The sequence below is a fragment of the Massilia sp. CFBP9012 genome, assembly GCF_034045115.1.
In the GTDB taxonomy this organism is placed as follows: domain Bacteria; phylum Pseudomonadota; class Gammaproteobacteria; order Burkholderiales; family Burkholderiaceae_D; genus Telluria.
The window spans coordinates 85,910-101,672 of record NZ_JAXCWM010000012.1; the positions used below are offsets into that span (position 1 = coordinate 85,910).

Consider the following 15,763-nt stretch of genomic DNA (forward strand, 5'->3'; position numbering starts at 1 on the left):
TACATCAATACGGCTATTACTGTAGTGCCAAAACATCGTCGCGAATGCCCGCTATCGACCCAAAGCAGCCGTTCAACTGCCACGGATGTCGATACGGGCTTAACGCCCCACTAGCTTCATTCCTCCTTCACCATATCGGGCCCCATACACTGGCAGGCTGGCGAGGATCGCGCCGATCTCGTTCAAATCGTCTGCCGTCATTTGCATGTGGACGGCGCCCGCATTTTCCTCAATTGGTGGTCCCGGGAATAGGAACAATCCAGGGCCCCTGTGCCAGAAGCCACGCCAGCGCGACCTGGGCGGGTGTTGCGCCCCGCCGATGCGCAATCGCACCGACGGCGGGGACCAGCCGCTGGTTGCCGATACGGGCGTCACCCTGAAACCTGGGCCCGGCTTGCGCCGGTTGATCAATAACTGCCGCTCCGATCCCAGAACGCGCAGTGGTGGGTATCGGCGAATTGGCCAGAGATTACCCGTGCATGTGGCAGCACAAAGGTCATGACGTTGTCTTTCGCCGGATCGAATCGCGGCCAGTTGCCAGCGCTGCCAGGCAAGCTCGCGAGGTTCGCAAAGTAGTCGACCATTTCGTCAGAAAGCTTCTCCTGCAACGGGTTCAACAGCACCTGTGCATCGCCGCCGCCCCGAAATCCCGGAAAGACGTAGGCAAGTTCATAGGTATGCGCTGCCATCAGCGGAAAAGTCGTTGCACCGACATAAGAAGGCGCAGTTCGGTCGCTGAACTCGTAGGCGTAGACGGGCATCTTGTCTGCCAGTGCCCGGCTCATCGCCCGCCCCGCGCAAGCGAACATGCTGTCGGTTGCAGAAGCGGCAAACGCCTCGCTTGGGCTGTTGTAGTTCGCCAGCGGATATTCGCGCATCACCTTCAGTGCGAGCGCCGCCCCATACTGGCGTTCGAGCCACACGGGATATTCTCCATCCGTCAGTGCTTTTCCAGTGAGCAGCTCCGGCAGCGCGACGAAAAAGGTGCCTTCGTCGCGGGTGCTGCCATTCACCAGCGTGACGCGGTTGACCCTCCCAGTACGATAGGCGTCAGAAGGATGAACTGGCAGCACCTTGCCGTCGATGACGAACTCGTTGAGTGCATAGGGCTGCTGGGCGTCAAGAATGCGCTTGGTCGGCAGGGCGCGCATGCACGCAGCGCCGCCCCGCTCGCATCCCACCGCCTTGGCAAATCCGATGCCGATTTCCCGCGCAACATCCAGGGGACGCGGCGCGCCGAAGGTCGGATGCCTGGCCATGATGCCTCCACCGCTCATGGCGACGACGTGGTGGAACAGACCGGCCGACTTTGGCGCGGCGATATGGGCCATGACGCTGTTGCCTCCGGAGGACTCGCCGGCAATGGTGACGTTTGCTGGATCGCCGCCAAAGGCGCTAATGTTGCGCTGTACCCAGCGCAGCGCCGTCTGCTGATCCAGCAATCCATAATTGGCAAAATCGTGACCCTCGCCATCGAGCGCGGGATGCGCGAGGAAGCCGAAGACACCCAGGCGGTAGTTCAGAGTAACGACAACGGCCTTTCCCCGGGTTGCCAGCTTGCCGGGATCGTAGTCGCCACCTTGGCCGACCTGTAGCGCGCCGCCGTGTATCCAGACGAAGACAGGCAGCTTCTGGCCACTGCGCGCAGCGTTCGCGCTGCGGTGGACGTTCAGGTAGAGGCAGTCCTCGCTCCCACCGGCTCGTGCAAAGACACCAAGATCGGCATTCTGTGCGCAGCTGCTGGGGAGCGTATTGGCCTTGATGGGCGTCGTCCAGGGTTTGACCGGCTGCGGCGGCTGCCAGCGCAGCGGACCAACTGGCGGCGCAGCATAGGGGATGCCGAGCCAGGACTCGATGCCACGCAGTGTCGCGCCTATGACGGGCCCGGAGGCGGTAGCGACCGGGACAGGCTCCTGCGCATGGCTGGGGAGCGCTGCTACCAGTCCAATTGCAACAGTGCACGCCGCCAGTATGCCGCGCGGAAAAATCGTGTGTTTCTTCATCATTCTCGTGGTCTCACAGAACGACGGTCCGGCAATCGGACCTGTCGCTTCAATGTCGTCGGTGTAGTGTCGGTCCGGCTCTTCACCCTTTGGACCCGGATTCAAGCGTTCGCGCCAGCGCTACGCGTGCACGCCGCGAATTGTCGGCATGTACATTCTCGGCCAGCACATGGCAAAGTTCGCGCAACTGCCCGGCCTTCAACCCCACATTTATGCTGATGCGCATATGCGATTCCAGTTGCGCCTCCGCCCCAGGCAGTGCGGAAAGGATCGCCAACGTGGCCAGTTCCCTGCTCTGCCAGTCGAGGTTGTCGCGCTCGAAGATATCGCCGAACAGGTGCGTTTTCAGGTACTCGTCGATGGCGGGCGCGAACTCAAACAAGGCGCCACTCACCGGCGCACCGACCAATTTGGTCTGGTTGGCTGTACCGGCGGTTAGCAGCGCCTCGCCCTTGGGGATTGGCCGGCTTGGGGCTCGGCCGGGGTGATCGCTGATGCCACGCCCCTTGCGCCATTCCAGCACCTTCATCATCTCGCCAAGCGCATTCAGGCTGCGGGGGAAGCCTGCGTAGGCGTATACCTGCACCAGAACCTCCTTGGTCTCGCTTACCGTCAGACTTGCATCGAGCCCCTGATCCAGTGCCTTGCGCAATTTGTCGAGGTCGCCAGTCGCAGCGAATGCCGCGATCGGGACAATCGCCCGGTGCCGTGCCGAGAGCCGCTCAGCGGAAGGTTGCGTTGTCTCGGATGTGCCCTTCGGGGCGCCTGGCGCGGCATGGGACATGGCCGCCGTGAGCCCCAAGAGCAGGACAGCGAATGTACCGACGGTACGGCGCTTAACGCGCGTTGTATTGTTCATCACTAACTTTCTCCATCCACTCGACATTCTTGCTGTCCGCAGTGCCGCTGACAGCTAGGTGGGTCATCGCGGTCGTTGCCGATGCACCGTGCCAGTGCTTCACGCCGGTGGGCAATACACAACGTCGCCAGGCCGAAGTTCCTGTACTGATTTGCCCCATTCCTGCGTGCGCCCCACACCCGAGACAACGACCAGACGCTGTCCTGCGGGATGAGTGTGCCAGGCCGAGCGCGCGCCCGGCTCGAAGGTGACCAGCGCGCCGGACGCGCTGATACCGGCGTCTGCCGGCCAGAGCATGTCCACCCGAACCCTCCCCGTAAAATTGGCAGCCGGGCCGAAGGCCGAGGGCTGGGTACCGGACTGTGTAATCTGCTGGGCGGGTTTCGGATCAGCCTGGCCAGCGGCTACACGCGCCTCGGCAGCACCAGCCATCATTGCGTGGAGCGCAGCGACGCACAAAATAGTCCTCGATACAGAAACACGCATGCCGCTTGCCTTTCAGGTCGTTTAACAGGCCTCCACTGTACGACCGCCACGATTAGGTGAGAAGATAGTAAAAACAGCATGCGCTTGTGCAAGGAATTCACCAATGGCGAAAGAGAACTTGAACGACCTGATGGCCTTCGTGGCCGTCGCCCGAGAGCGCAGTTTCACCCGTGCGGCTGCCCAGATCGGCATATCCCGTTCGGCACTGAGCCATAGCATGCGTGCCCTGGAGGCGCGACTGGGCATTCAGCTGCTCACGCGTACGACCCGCAGTGTTTCCACGACTGAAGCCGGCGCCCGCCTCTTGGGTGTCATCGCTCCCCGGATCGATGAGATTGAACTAGAGCTGGTGTCTCTCACTGCAATGCGCGACAAGCCGGCCGGCACCGTACGCATCACTGCTGGAGATCATTCCATCCAGACCATGCTGTGGCCCAAGCTACTGCCATTGTTGCGGGAATACCCCGACATCCAGGTCGAGCTCATCGTCGATTATGGATTCACCGACCTCGCCGCCGGGCGCTTTGACGCGGGGGTGCGTATTGGCAGCAGTGTGGACAAAGACATGATTGCTGTACGTATCGCTCCAGATATCCGCATGGCGGTGGCTGGACATCCCGACTACTTGCTGGGAAAGCGGGCCCTGATCACGCCACGCGACCTGACCGAGCATCGCTGCATCAACTTGCGCTTGCCAACCCGGGGCGACTTGTATATCTGGGAATTCGAGAAGGACGGGACGCCCCTTAATGTGCGCGTACAGGGCCAGGCGATCTTCAACAACGTGTACCTTATGCTCCAGGCGGCGCTGGACGGCATGGGATTGACGTATGCTCCGCTCGATTTGTTGCAGCCTCACTTCGACGCCGGGCGATTGGTGCCCCTACTTGAAAATTGGTGGCCGCAATTCCCGGGCTACCACCTGTATTACGCCAGCCGGCGGCAGCGTTCACCGGCATTGGCACTGGTGATCGACGCGTTGCGGTATCGCGCGCAGACGGGCGCGTGAAAGCGGTTGACGCGTGAGCTGAGCCAGCAATTGGGGCTCGAGCGCCCTAGCGAAGCACTGATTTATGCATGGCGAGGAATCGGCCACGAGAATGCACCCTGCAGCGTTGCAAATCCTCGCGATAGCACCGGGTATCGCTGCGGTTTGTGCGCGGCCGGCGAGGCCTTGCCGGGCACATTTTTCGTGACCGATTCTCTCCCGCCAGAATAAATCAGTGCTTCCCTAGAGGATTCATTTCGCGCCTGATCTCTCTCCCAATTGAAATTTGGAAGGGCAGCTTGTGGCCCAGGCTGTGTAAAAACGTAGCTTCGGGTAAACGGACGTGGCTCGGTAAACGTTAAGCCAGTATCTCATCAAGAGGGATGCTGAATGAAGCGCTTTATCGAAGGCGAAGACCGTAGCCAGGGCACGCTGTTGCCCGAACTCTTGGGCGACTACGTGACCGAGGATAATCCGGTGCGGGTAGTCGATGTATTCGTGGATGAACTTGACCTTACCCGTCTGGGCTTCACGCGGGTGCAACCATCAAAGACGGGCCGGCCGGCTTGCTATCGCACCGTGCTTCTCAAGTACCTTAAAGGGCCGCACCACATGTATCGGCGGATATAGTTCCACTGCCAAGGCCTGCTTTTAAGTTTTTACACAGCCTGGACCCGAAGCGGTCACTCCCGATGTTTCTCCATCCTCACGTCCCCCTCGCCAATCTCGGTCTCGTTGGTCCAGCCAAGATGGCGATACAACTCTGCGGCCCGACTTGACTGAGCTGTTTCCAGCCAGGCGACGGAGTGAGACTTGAAAATTTCGGATTCACACGCTTTGATCAGTCTCGTGCCAATGCCGAGCCCCTCGTATTTGGGCAGCACAAAAGCCGCGAATAGGCAGGCAGTATCTAAATCCACCATGGAAAAACCAACGATCACGCTGTCAACGGTCGCCACCCATGCGCACGGCGAGCGCTCGATTTCTGCTGAGATAAATTCGGGCGTTATCCCAAGCTCGACGAGCTCTTCAGCCGTGAGCACGTTCTCACGAACCGATGTTCTGACTTTGAACATGGCTCCTACGTCTGTAGTGAGTGCCGCGCGGATTTGCAAGGTCGCAGTGTTGATGGTCATCAGTGAGATTTAGAAACTTTAGTATGTACCCGCTATTAAGCCGATTGCATTCGTTCTGACTGGCTGCTTTTGGCCGACAGTTGACCGCCGACCTATGCCAGCGGCGGCACGCCTACGCCTCCGTTTGAGGTGTACTGTCAATAGTGGACACTCTTGTATTAAGCTGCCCGCTGTTGCCCGCTGTTGCCTGCTGAATTCTTCAGCAAATGCAGCGGGCGGAATATTGCCGAGGCGCGAGTGGCGCCGTTGGCGGTTGTAAAAGCTCTCGCTGTATTCCTGTATAGCAGCCTTTGCATCGGCCCGGGTGGCGTAACGCTGATGATGTATCAGCTCGTTCTTGAGGCTTCCCCAGAAGCTTTCCATCGGGGCGTTGTCATAGCAGTTTCCCCGGCGAGACATGGATGCCTGCATGCCAAATTGTTTAGCCAGTTCCTGGTAATCATGAGCGCTATACTGGCTGCCGCGGTCAGAGTGATGAATCAGTCCTGGCGCCGGGCGCTTGTTGCGCACTGCGGTCGCGGCCTGCCTCAAAGCCCTGCGAAGCCAACTCTGGCTGCATCCGCAGTGGCCCATAGGTTTCCCGTGTTTGCACGTGCACGGCCTGAATGGCAACCTTGAGGCGCTCGTCGTCCTGCAGGCGCTGAGACGGCGCGGCTTTGGCCCACGCGTAGAAACCACTGCGCGAGACATCGAAGGTGCGACACAACGCCGTGAGCGGAAATTCGAGTCGCATCGTTTTTATGACCGCGTACTTGGCAGCGACTCCTGCGCAAAGTACGCTGCCGCTTTTTTATGATGTCCCGTTCCATGCGGGCTTCTGCCAGCTCTTTGCGCAGCTTCGTTACTTCCGCCTCCAGCTCGGGAACGGAGCGGCTACCAGGCGCCACCTTGGGCGATGTGCCACGCTTCGCAGCGGCTAGCCAATTAGCCAGCGTCCCCTTGGGAATCGTCAGTCGATGGGCTGCATCGTCCAGCGTTAGTCCCTGCGTCAGGACCAGCTTTACAGCTTCCTCACGAAGCTCCGGCGTGTATGTTTTTGCGCGTTTCATAAATTCTCCAGTTGGCGAAGTTTACCAAACAGGAGTGTCCGAAAAAGTCAGCGTACCTCAGATTGCAGAGCCTGGAAATTCACGGACACTTACGACCGGCGGGATTCGACCCACAGCAGACGTTTCGGCGTGATGCTACTGAGTCCTAACCCGTGAGAACTTTTTGCCATCGAAGCGGTACCGTTCCTATGTGTGCCGTTTACCGGCGACATCGATTGCATACCCAGAGCAACATTTCCAGCAGCTCCGTTACAAGCTCAGCTTCGAGAAAATAGACATACCCTGCTTCCTTGTCGTTCCGCCCGAAGGTGTCGTCCTTTCCAAACTGGACAATCTACGCTTCATTGCTCAACTGGAACGGTTCGAGCGTTTAGAACACGGATTGTTCCGGCATCTGTCCGACGAGAAAAATCACACCTAGAAGCTGCATATGATCTCACGAGAGTACTGAGCCCCATTGTGAGCGTCTGCTATTGGCCGCTAGCTGAAGGTCGGCACGGCTCAGTGTACTCGGATACTGTACTCGGAAAAATATCAAGCGCAATTAGGCTTTCTTCCTCTATGCCGGCGCATCCGGCGCCCGCAGCGGCAAATCAAGCACGAACAGCGTGCCGGCGCCGGGCGTGCTCTCGACCCGGATCGTCCCGCCCAGCAGGCTGGTGACGATGTTGTAGACGATGTTCAGGCCCAGCCCCGTGCCGCCCTGCCCCATGCGGGTGGTGAAGAAGGGATCGAAGATGCGGCCGAGATGGGCCGCCTCGATGCCGCGGCCATCGTCGCGGAAGCTGATGGTCACCCGGCCGTCGTGCAGCGCGGCGCCGATCGTCATGGTGCCGCCCGGCCCCTCGAAGGCGTGCAACATGGCGTTGTTGACGAAGTTGATCAGGACTTGGCCCAGCGGGCCGGGGAATCCATCCATCACGATCCCGGCCGGCACGTCGAGCAGCAGGCGGTGTTCGGCCAGGCGCACCGTGTTCATCAGCGTCGCCACGATCTCGTGGCAGGCCTGGGCCAGGTCGAAGCGGCGGCGCTGGGCGCTGGCCTGGTCGACCGAGACCTGGCGGAAGCTGCTCACCAGTTCGGCCGCATTGTGCAGGCTGCGCACGATCAGCTCCGACGCCTCTCGCGACGCGTCCATATAGTCTTCCAGGTCGGAGCGCTTGAGCGTGGCGTGCGAGAAGCGCGCCGCCACCGCGTTGGTGCGCTCCTGCAGGGTGCTGGCCATCAGCAGGCTGTTGCCGATCGGGGTGTTGAGCTCGTGCGCCACGCCCGCCACCAGCGAGCCGAGCGAAGCCAGCTTCTCTTGCGCCGCCAGCTGGGCCTGGGTTTCCTTCAGGCGCAGATAGGCTTCGGCATTGTCCATCGCCACCCCGACGTAGGCGGCCAGGGTGCCCAGCATGTCGAGGTGGACCTGGCCGTAGGCGCCGGGCTGGCGGCTCTGGACGGTCACCGCGCCCAGCACCCGCTCGCCCACCGTCACCGGCACGCACAGCAGCGAACGCGGCGCCAGCGCCGCCGTGCCCGACACCGCCACCGCATCGACCACATCGAAGGGCTGCGCCAGCACCGCTGGCAGTTCCGCCTCGACGTCGATCAGCAGGAATTCGCGGCCCTCGGCCACGCAGCACGACAGCAGGTGGCGCGCCGGGTCGAAGCGCAGCTCGCGCGGCGCCATGCGCCGGCCCACCATCATCGCAAACGGCAGCTCGAGCATCCCACGCTCCGGGCGCCACAGCGCGACCGCGAACACCGGCGCGTCCATCAGCGCCACCACGTGCTGGTACAGGGTGCGCATGATGGCCTCGTTGTCGAGGTTCGCGGTCAGCACCCGGCCCATGTCGGACAGCAGCGCGATATTGCGGTGCGCGCGCTCGACCGATTCCTTCTGGCGCTCGACTTCGCGCTTGTCGCGTTCGGCCGCTTCCTTCTGCAGCAGCAGTTCGGCGGTGCGGGCGTGGACTTCGCGCGCCAGCAGCCCTTTCTGCTCGACCAGCGCGCGCACCCGCAGCCAGTAGGCCAGGTACGATAAGGCCAGCACTGCGGCTGCCACCAGCGTGCGGAACCACCAGGTCTTCCAGTACGGCGGCGTGATCGTGATCTCCAGCGTGGCGGCGTCCGGGCTCCACAGGCCGTCCTTGTTGCTGGCCCGGACCCGGAACACATAGCGTCCCGGATCGAGGTTGGTATACGTGGCGAAACGCCGGCTGGCATTGGTGTCGACCCAGCCCTGATCGAAGCCCGCGAGCTGGTAAGCGTAGCGGTTGCCCTGCGGGTCGGCGTAGTGCAGCGCCGCGAATTCGAGGGTGAAGACGGTATCGCGGTGCGACAGCGTGATCTCGCTCCGGGTCGAGAGGTCGGGGATGGACCGGGTCTTGTTCAAGACCAGCAGGTCGGTGATCGCGACCGTCGGCGGAAACGGGTTGTCGCGCACTTCGGCGGGCTGGAACGAGGTCATCCCGTTGATGCCGCCGAAATGCATCTGCCCGTTGGCGCCGCGCCAGGCGGAGCCGACGAAATAGGAACCGTCGATCAGGCCGTCCTTGGACGTGTAGCTCTTGGTCTGGCCATTGACCGGATCGACCCGCGTGATCCCGGCCGTGGAGCTGACCCACAGGGTGCCGTCGTCGTCCTCGAGGATGGCGCCGACCGAGGGCGCCTCGCCGGCATCGGTGAAGGGATAGAAGCGGAACCAGGTGCGCTCGCGGTCGCGCATCATGCGGTGCAGCCCGCCCGCGGTGCCGACCCACAGCCCGCCCGCGCGCGACTCGTGCAGGAAATTGACGCGGCTGTGGCGCAAGGTGCCCGGATCGGCCGGGTCGCTGCGAAAGCGGGTGAAGGTGTCGGTGGCACGATCGAACCGCTCCAGGCCCGACTCGGTGCCGATCCACACGATGCCCTGCCGGTCTTCCAGCAGCGCGCGGCCATAGTTGTCGCCCAGGCTGGTGGGGTCGAGCGGATCGTTGCGCCAGCTGCGCGTGGTCTCGGCCCCGGGCGCCAGCGCCGACAGGCCGTCGCGCGTCGTCACCCACAAGGTGCCGTCACGGCCGGCGCGGATCGCCTGCACATGGCTGGCGTTCGGTCCGGGGCCCAGCGCCACCCGGCCCATGCCCCCGTCCGGGGCGCGCCACAGCAGGCCGGTCGGGGTGCCGATCCACAGCCGGCCGCGGGCGCTGGCGAGCGCGGTCACCCTGTCGCCCAGCAGCGCGCCGCGCACCCGGCTGGCTTGGCGGGTGACGGGGTCGAGCAGCATCAGGCCATCGCTGACGGTGCCGACCCACAGGCGGCCGGCGGAGTCGCCGGCGATCCCCCTCACCCGCGCGCGGCCGATGCCCTCGGTGTCGCCATAGCGCGCGAAGCCGCCGCTGGCCAGGTCGGTGCGGTTGATGCCGCCAAAATAAGTGCCGACCCACAGCGTGCCGGTGCGGTCGACCAGCACCGCCGGCACCTGGTTGTCGGACAGGCTGTGCGGGTCCTGGGCCGCGTTGCGGTAGCTGATGAAGCGGCCGCTGGAGGGATCGCGCCATTTGAGGCCGTCAGTCTCGGTGCCGACCCACAGCTGTGCGCCGCTGTCGTGGTACAAGGTCTTGACCTGCACCTCTCCCATGCCATCGGCCGCGCCCATGCGCTGGCGCTGCGGCGCTCCTTCGTCCAGACGCCAGGCCTCGAGCCCGGACGCGCTGCCGACCCACAGCGTATCGCGCGGCCCCATCGACAGCGCCAGCACCGTGTTGCCCTTGATGTCGCCCGGCGGGGCAAGCGCAAAATGCGTGAAGCGGCCGCCGGCCGGCTCCATCCGGTCCAGGCCGCCCGCCGTGCCCACCCACAGCGCACCCGCATTGTCGAAGGCAAGCGCATTGACGCGATCGTCGCGCAGGCTGGCGCGATCCTCGGGGTCATGCACATAGCTCCGGTGCCGGCCGGTGGCCGGGTCGAAGCGCACCACGCCATCGGTGGTCGCCAGCCACAGCGCGCCATCCGGCCCCGGCACGATGGCCACCACCGAACGCAGCACGCTGCGCCCTTCATCGGTCAGCGCATGGCGCTGGAAGCGGCCGGTGGCCGGGTCGTGGCGCGCGAGCCCGCCCTTGGTGCCGAACCACAGGTAGCCCTGGGAATCCTCGAACGACGCGGACACGTAGTTGTCGGGGATGCTGCCCGGATCGTTGGTGTCGTTGCGGTACACGGTCATCCGATAGCCGTCGAAACGGTGCAGCCCGGCCTGGGTGCCGAACCAGATGAAGCCCTGGCGGTCCTGCAAGATATTGATCACCGAATGCTGGGACAGGCCGTCGTCGACCGACAGCCGTTCGAAGCGCAGGCTGCGCTGGGCGGCGTCCGCGTCCTTGGAAAGGACCGCAGCGAGCATGCCCAACACGCCCAGCAACAACAGGAACACGCAGCGACACGACGTGGTGCGGACAGTGGCGAAACCCGGCATGGCAATCCAATTAGTCATCCTGCCATCAAATCTACCAGAGGAGTTTGCTTAGGTGAAATATTTTGAGTCTTCCAGAAACGACAGCCCGCTGCTATAATGCGTGCTTCGGGCGGCTGTAGCTCAGCTGGATAGAGTACTTGGCTACGAACCAAGGGGTCGTGGGTTCGATTCCTGCCAGCCGCACCAGAAAATACGAAGGGCCAGATCGCAGGATCTGGCCCTTTTCCTTTGGCGCTGCGGTAGGCGATCCGGTCACGATGCCCTGATCGGCAATGAACCTTTGCCAAGATGCCCGCCTCCCGCTATAATGCCTGCATTGGGCGGCTGTAGCTCAGCTGGATAGAGTACTTGGCTACGAACCAAGGGGTCGTGGGTTCGATTCCTGCCAGCCGCACCAACCTTCTTCAGATAAGGGCACTTCGCAAGAAGTGCCCTTATTGCTTTAGGCCTGCATTTTTGCTTCAGCCATCCTCCTCATGAACGACGCCGCCGTCCATCATCCCCAGCCCGACGAGCACGGCAAGCCCGTGCTGATTGCCCGGCCGTCGCTACCGACCGCACTCGACACCTGGCTCGACCCGGCGCGGGTCGCGACCGTCATCCCGCTCGGCGCTCTGCCCCCGATGCTGAACGGCGTACCGTTCGGGCCGTGGATCGACGCGCCCGCCACCAATGCGGCATGGAGCGAAGTCGCGGGCCAAGCCGATATCGTAGAACCGGCCTTCGACCTACCGCCATCGAAATCCCCGGCCGCCGGCGTCGTGATCGTGGAAGACGATGGCCGCGTGTGGGCGGTGTCGCCATCGAATCGCTTCGGCGGCTATGACGCGACCTTTCCCAAGGGCCGGGTCGATCCGGGTGTCAGCCTGCAAGCCACGGCGATCCGAGAAGCGTTCGAGGAATCCGGCCTGCGGGTCGAGATCCTTGCCCACCTGGTCGACAGCGCACGCACGCTGACCTATACCCGCTACTACCTGGCGCGCCGGATCGGCGGCAATCCAGCGCTGATGGGGTGGGAAAGCCAGGCAGCCCACCTGATCCCCCAAGCAGACTTGCCTGCAGTACTGTGCAACCCTAACGATTGCGCGGTCATCGATGCACTGATGCGATCAATGACAAAATAAATTTCCCGATAACCCTTTGCCAAGACGAACAAGCATCGCTATAATGCGTGCCTCGGGCGGCTGTAGCTCAGCTGGATAGAGTACTTGGCTACGAACCAAGGGGTCGTGGGTTCGATTCCTGCCAGCCGCACCAACTGTTTCAAAGAGAATGGCTCAGAAGAAATTCTGAGCCATTTTTCTTTTCCGCTCGCAGCAATGCGCCAGAGCTATTGGCGCTCATCCCTTTCGCGCTGTTCAGTCGCGCGCGCACCCTGACAACGGCCTCTACGCCGGAGAGCACCAATAGTTTGCGTAGGACTTTGCTCACATCTGTCGCGCAATCGGCCGCTGTTTTCTGCTCTACAACATAAGATAGATGCGCTCTCCTATGAAGGCGCATTCGATAGCTATCGCACCAGCAAATAATTAACTCCGCGAACAAATTTCTTGTTCCATAAGCACGCTATCGCCGGGGGGATGTATTTATTTGCCCTTTTGTTAGCATGAAGTTCCGGTCTCTCAACCAAGGCTGCAGGTCGCGGCTGACTATTAGCGAGGACAGACATGAAACGATCTCACATTGCTGCAATGGTGCTGGCTGGCGCGTCATCGTTCGGTTCTTCCGCCGTGATGGCGCAGGACGTCATCGGTGAATCGCCGCAGGCGCTGGACCTGGTCGATCTGACCGCTTATTTCGGCGACACCTTCGCCGCCGAGAACGCGGGCAACACCTTCGCCGACCAGTTCACCTTCACGATCGCGAGCCCGATCGGCCACAATCTGGACGCCGTGGTCGCTTCAAGCAGCCGCAGCGGCGACGTCGGCCTGGACATCACCGGCCTGGCCCTGTACGGCGCCGACGACGTACTCATCACCGCGGGCGAGGAAGTGCAAGCCGGCGCCATCGATCTGTGGTCACTCGCCAGCGATGACCTGGAGGCCGGCGACTATTACCTGCAGGTGAGCGGCGAACTGCTGTCGGCCGACGGCGCCAGCTTTGGCGGGGCGGTGGCGCTGGCGCCGGTGCCCGAGCCCGGCACCTACGGGATGATGCTGGGCGGCCTGGGCGTGCTGGGTTTCCTGGCCCACCGCCGCCGCGCGAAGCCGGACTGACGCCCCCGCCAGCCTGCCGCACGCAAAAAAACGGAAGCGCGTTCTGCGCTTCCGTTTTTTTACGTGCCCTACTCTGCCATGCGATGCGCTGCCCGGCTATGTCCGCAGCTTCTTGACGACGCTGCGCGTGCCCAGGATTTCCTCGATCTGCTCGAAGCGCACCGGCTTGACCATATGGTGGTCGAAGCCGGCCTCGAAGGCCAGCTGGCGGTCTTTTTCCTGGCCCCAGCCGGTTACCGCGATCAGCACCGTCAGGGCGCCGCTCGGCAGCTTGCGGATGCCGCGCGCCAGGTCGTAGCCCGACATGTGCGGCAGGCCGATGTCGAGGAAGGCATAGTCAGGGGAGAAGCGCGCCGCCGCGGCCAGCGCGTCCGGGCCGTTGTGGGTGATCACCACGCTATGGCCCATCGCGGTGAGTAGCGCGCCGATGCTGTTGACGAAGTCGACGTTGTCGTCGGCCAGCAGGATGCGGTAGCTCTCGGTGCTGATGAAGGCGGCCGGGGTCGGCTTGGTCGGCGGCTCGGGCTCGACCACGATCGGCAGGCGCACCAGGAAGCGGCTGCCCAGGCCCAGGCCTTCACTGAGGGCGGTAATGGTGCCGCCGTGCAGCTCGACCAGCTTGCGCGCCAGCGACAGGCCCACACCCAGGCCGGCATTGCTGCGCTCCAGGGTCGAGTCGACTTGCACGAACATCTCGAACACCGAATCGAGCATGTCCGGCGCCAGGCCGATGCCGGTGTCGGCCACTTCGAGCACCAGGGTCTTGTCCTCCACCGCGCCCCTGAGCATTACCTTGCCGCCGCGGTTGGTGTACTTGGCGGCGTTGTTCAGCAGGTTCGACAGGATTTGCGCGAGGCGCGTGGCGTCGCCATGCAGGAACACGGGACGGTCGGGCAGCTCCAGCACCAGCTCGTGCCCGTGCAGCTCGATATACGAACGCACCACTTCCAGCGCGTCGTTGACGACGGCCTTCAGCTCAACGCGACCCATCTTGATGGTGAACTTGCCGGTATTGATGCGCGAGACATCCAGCAGGTCGTCCACCAGGCGCACCATCTGGCGCAGCTGGCGTTCCATGATGTCGGTGGCGCGCTGGGTGGCCTGGGCGTCACCGCTGCGGATGCGCAGGATGTCCAGGCCGGTGCGGATCGGCGCCAGCGGGTTGCGCAGCTCGTGCGCCAGGGTGGCCAGGAATTCGTCCTTGCGGCGGTCGGCCACGATCAGGGCGCCTTCGGCGCGCTGGCGCACCTCCATCTCGTGTTCGAGCGTGCGGTTGGCCGCCTGCAGCGCGTCCGAGCGGCGGCCGATCTCGGCCAGCATGTCGTTGAAGGCTTCGACCAGCACGCCGATCTCGCCTTTCTGCTTGCCCGGCACGCGCAGCGAGAAGTCGCGGCGCAGCATCACCTGACGGGCGACGTCGGTGACCGCCTCCAGCGGCCGCGTGATCGAGGCCTGCAGCCGCGACGCCACCAGGGCCGCGATCACCAGGGCGCCCAGCAGCACGCCGCCCAGGATGGCGCCATAGCTCAGGGCCCGGTCCAGCACGCCGTAGCGCGAACGCAGGTAGACGGTGCCGATCCGTTCGCCGTTCTCGACGATGTCGCGGTACAGCACGACTTCGCCGCGTTCGATGCGGTAGCCGGCCGGCTCCGGGCGCTCGGGCAACTGGGCGCGCACGTCGGGGCGCACATAGGTGGCGAAGCGGGTGCCGTTGGCGGTGTAGACCGCCGCCGCCACGATCTGCGGACGCACGCGCAGCAGGGTCAGGCTCTGGGTGACGTCGGCCGTATCGTTGAACGAGACCGCGGGCGCGGTCACGCTGGCGACGATGTCGGCCTGGGTGGTGAGGTCGTCGATCCAGTAGCGCTGGAAGGTGCGCAGGTCGAGCAGCAGCATCGCCACGCCCGCGGTGAGCAGCGCCACCACAGTGGTCGCCACCGCCATCAAAATCAATTTACTCCGGACGGAACCGGTATCGTGCATTGGCATCATGAGGCTCCTTTCTGCACGCGGTTCGCGACCGTCAGCAGGCGCGAACTGAGCTTCACATTCTTCTTTTCCGCCGCATCGAGCGAGACGTCGAAACGGACGCGCTCATCGACGATCGTAAAATTGATCACGCTGCCGTGCTGCAGGCAGCCTTCGCATTCGGTCACGGTCAGCCAGGCCGGCGAGCCGCGCAGCAGACGCGCCGTGCGCGCCTCGTCCTGGCCGGCCACGAACAGCAGGTGCACCGGCTGGGCCAGGTCCTGCTCGCGCAACGCGCGCACGACGATCGTGCGCCCCGCCACCATGCGCCCGGTGGCGATCCGCGTCAGCTCGGCCGCCATGTCGTCGGCGCCGAACACGCCCAGGGTGAAGGGCGTGGCGGCGTCGGCGAAGGCCTGCGGCGGAAAATCGGCATAACCGAGGAATTTATACAGGAAAGCCGCCTTCACGCGCCGCTCGAGCGCCGGCGCCGCCGCCTGGGCGGCCACCGGCAGCAGGGGCGCGCCGACGCCGGCCAGCAGCAGGGGCAGCGCCAGGGCCCGGCATGCCAGGCGGCGCTGCGGGCGTTCAGGTTGAGTGATTGTCATGGAATTTATTGG

General features: G+C 63.5%; 10 protein-coding genes, 3 tRNA genes and 3 pseudogenes. 7 read left to right on the plus strand and 9 right to left on the minus strand.

Translation table 11 applies throughout. The annotated features are described in order from the left end of the window. Positions 1–229 precede the first annotated feature (229 nt). The 4 genes and pseudogenes from SOM61_RS19675 to SOM61_RS19690 form a co-directional block, all read right to left on the minus strand. Positions 230–466: an aldo/keto reductase gene (locus tag SOM61_RS19675; protein WP_320475752.1), complete on the minus strand. Its 237-nt coding sequence runs from the start codon at positions 464–466 to the stop codon at positions 230–232. Beyond that, entirely contained in the window at positions 408–2,006 is a 1,599-nt protein-coding gene (locus SOM61_RS19680; RefSeq protein WP_320475651.1) for a carboxylesterase/lipase family protein, read from the minus strand. Before SOM61_RS19680 ends, SOM61_RS19675 begins: the two co-directional genes overlap by 59 nt. A 79-nt stretch (positions 2,007–2,085) precedes the next feature. Beyond that, the gene (locus tag SOM61_RS19685; protein ID WP_414675035.1) at positions 2,086–2,862 is read right to left on the minus strand and encodes a carboxymuconolactone decarboxylase family protein; all 777 of its coding nucleotides are present in this window, start codon (positions 2,860–2,862) and stop codon (positions 2,086–2,088) included. Continuing rightward, positions 2,840–3,297, minus strand: a pseudogene (locus tag SOM61_RS19690) ((R)-mandelonitrile lyase). The gene SOM61_RS19685 and the pseudogene SOM61_RS19690 overlap by 23 nt, the downstream one beginning before the upstream one ends. Positions 3,298–3,451: 154 nt before the next feature. On the opposite strand from SOM61_RS19690, the gene SOM61_RS19695 reads away from it, so the two are divergent. Both SOM61_RS19695 and SOM61_RS19700 read left to right on the plus strand, forming a co-directional pair. Further along, positions 3,452–4,357 (plus strand): LysR family transcriptional regulator, encoded by a 906-nt coding sequence (locus SOM61_RS19695; RefSeq protein ID WP_320475652.1) that lies wholly within the window; start codon positions 3,452–3,454, stop codon positions 4,355–4,357. Positions 4,358–4,726: 369 nt separating this feature from the next. After that, a pseudogene (locus SOM61_RS19700) lies at positions 4,727–4,939 on the plus strand (IS5/IS1182 family transposase); the annotation flags it as partial. An 80-nt stretch (positions 4,940–5,019) separates the two neighbouring features. On the opposite strand, the gene SOM61_RS19705 reads toward SOM61_RS19700, so the two are convergent. The 3 genes and pseudogenes from SOM61_RS19705 to SOM61_RS19715 form a co-directional block, all read right to left on the minus strand. Beyond that, on the minus strand, positions 5,020–5,472 hold the full coding sequence (locus tag SOM61_RS19705; RefSeq protein ID WP_320475653.1) for a GNAT family N-acetyltransferase: 453 nt from the start codon (positions 5,470–5,472) through the stop codon (positions 5,020–5,022). A gap of 171 nt (positions 5,473–5,643) precedes the next feature. Continuing rightward, positions 5,644–6,521 (minus strand): annotated as a pseudogene (locus SOM61_RS19710) (IS3 family transposase); the annotation flags it as partial. Positions 6,522–7,080: 559 nt separating this feature from the next. Beyond that, entirely contained in the window at positions 7,081–10,977 is a 3,897-nt protein-coding gene (locus tag SOM61_RS19715; protein ID WP_320475654.1) for a sensor histidine kinase, read from the minus strand. Positions 10,978–11,068: 91 nt separating this feature from the next. On the opposite strand from SOM61_RS19715, the gene SOM61_RS19720 reads away from it, so the two are divergent. The 5 genes from SOM61_RS19720 (at position 11,069) to SOM61_RS19740 (ending at position 13,175) form a co-directional block, all read left to right on the plus strand. Beyond that, positions 11,069–11,145: transfer RNA gene (locus SOM61_RS19720), tRNA-Arg, on the plus strand. A gap of 134 nt (positions 11,146–11,279) precedes the next feature. Further along, positions 11,280–11,356: transfer RNA gene (locus tag SOM61_RS19725), tRNA-Arg, on the plus strand. A gap of 79 nt (positions 11,357–11,435) precedes the next feature. Further along, positions 11,436–12,083 carry an NUDIX hydrolase gene (locus SOM61_RS19730; protein WP_320475655.1) on the plus strand — a complete coding sequence of 216 codons (648 nt, stop codon included), beginning with the start codon at positions 11,436–11,438 and terminating at the stop codon, positions 12,081–12,083. 56 nt (positions 12,084–12,139) lie between these two features. Next, positions 12,140–12,216 (plus strand) — tRNA-Arg (locus SOM61_RS19735). A gap of 410 nt (positions 12,217–12,626) precedes the next feature. Continuing rightward, positions 12,627–13,175 (plus strand): FxDxF family PEP-CTERM protein, encoded by a 549-nt coding sequence (locus tag SOM61_RS19740; protein WP_320475656.1) that lies wholly within the window; start codon positions 12,627–12,629, stop codon positions 13,173–13,175. A gap of 96 nt (positions 13,176–13,271) precedes the next feature. On the opposite strand, the gene SOM61_RS19745 is transcribed toward SOM61_RS19740, so the two are convergent. Together SOM61_RS19745 and SOM61_RS19750 are read right to left on the minus strand one after the other, a co-directional pair. Continuing rightward, positions 13,272–15,167 (minus strand): sensor histidine kinase, YfiR-like protein-associated, encoded by a 1,896-nt coding sequence (locus tag SOM61_RS19745; RefSeq protein ID WP_320475657.1) that lies wholly within the window; start codon positions 15,165–15,167, stop codon positions 13,272–13,274. Beyond that, positions 15,164–15,751: a TOL_0243 family YfiR-like periplasmic protein gene (locus SOM61_RS19750; protein WP_320475658.1), complete on the minus strand. Its 588-nt coding sequence runs from the start codon at positions 15,749–15,751 to the stop codon at positions 15,164–15,166. Before SOM61_RS19750 ends, SOM61_RS19745 begins: the two co-directional genes overlap by 4 nt. Positions 15,752–15,763 lie beyond the last annotated feature (12 nt).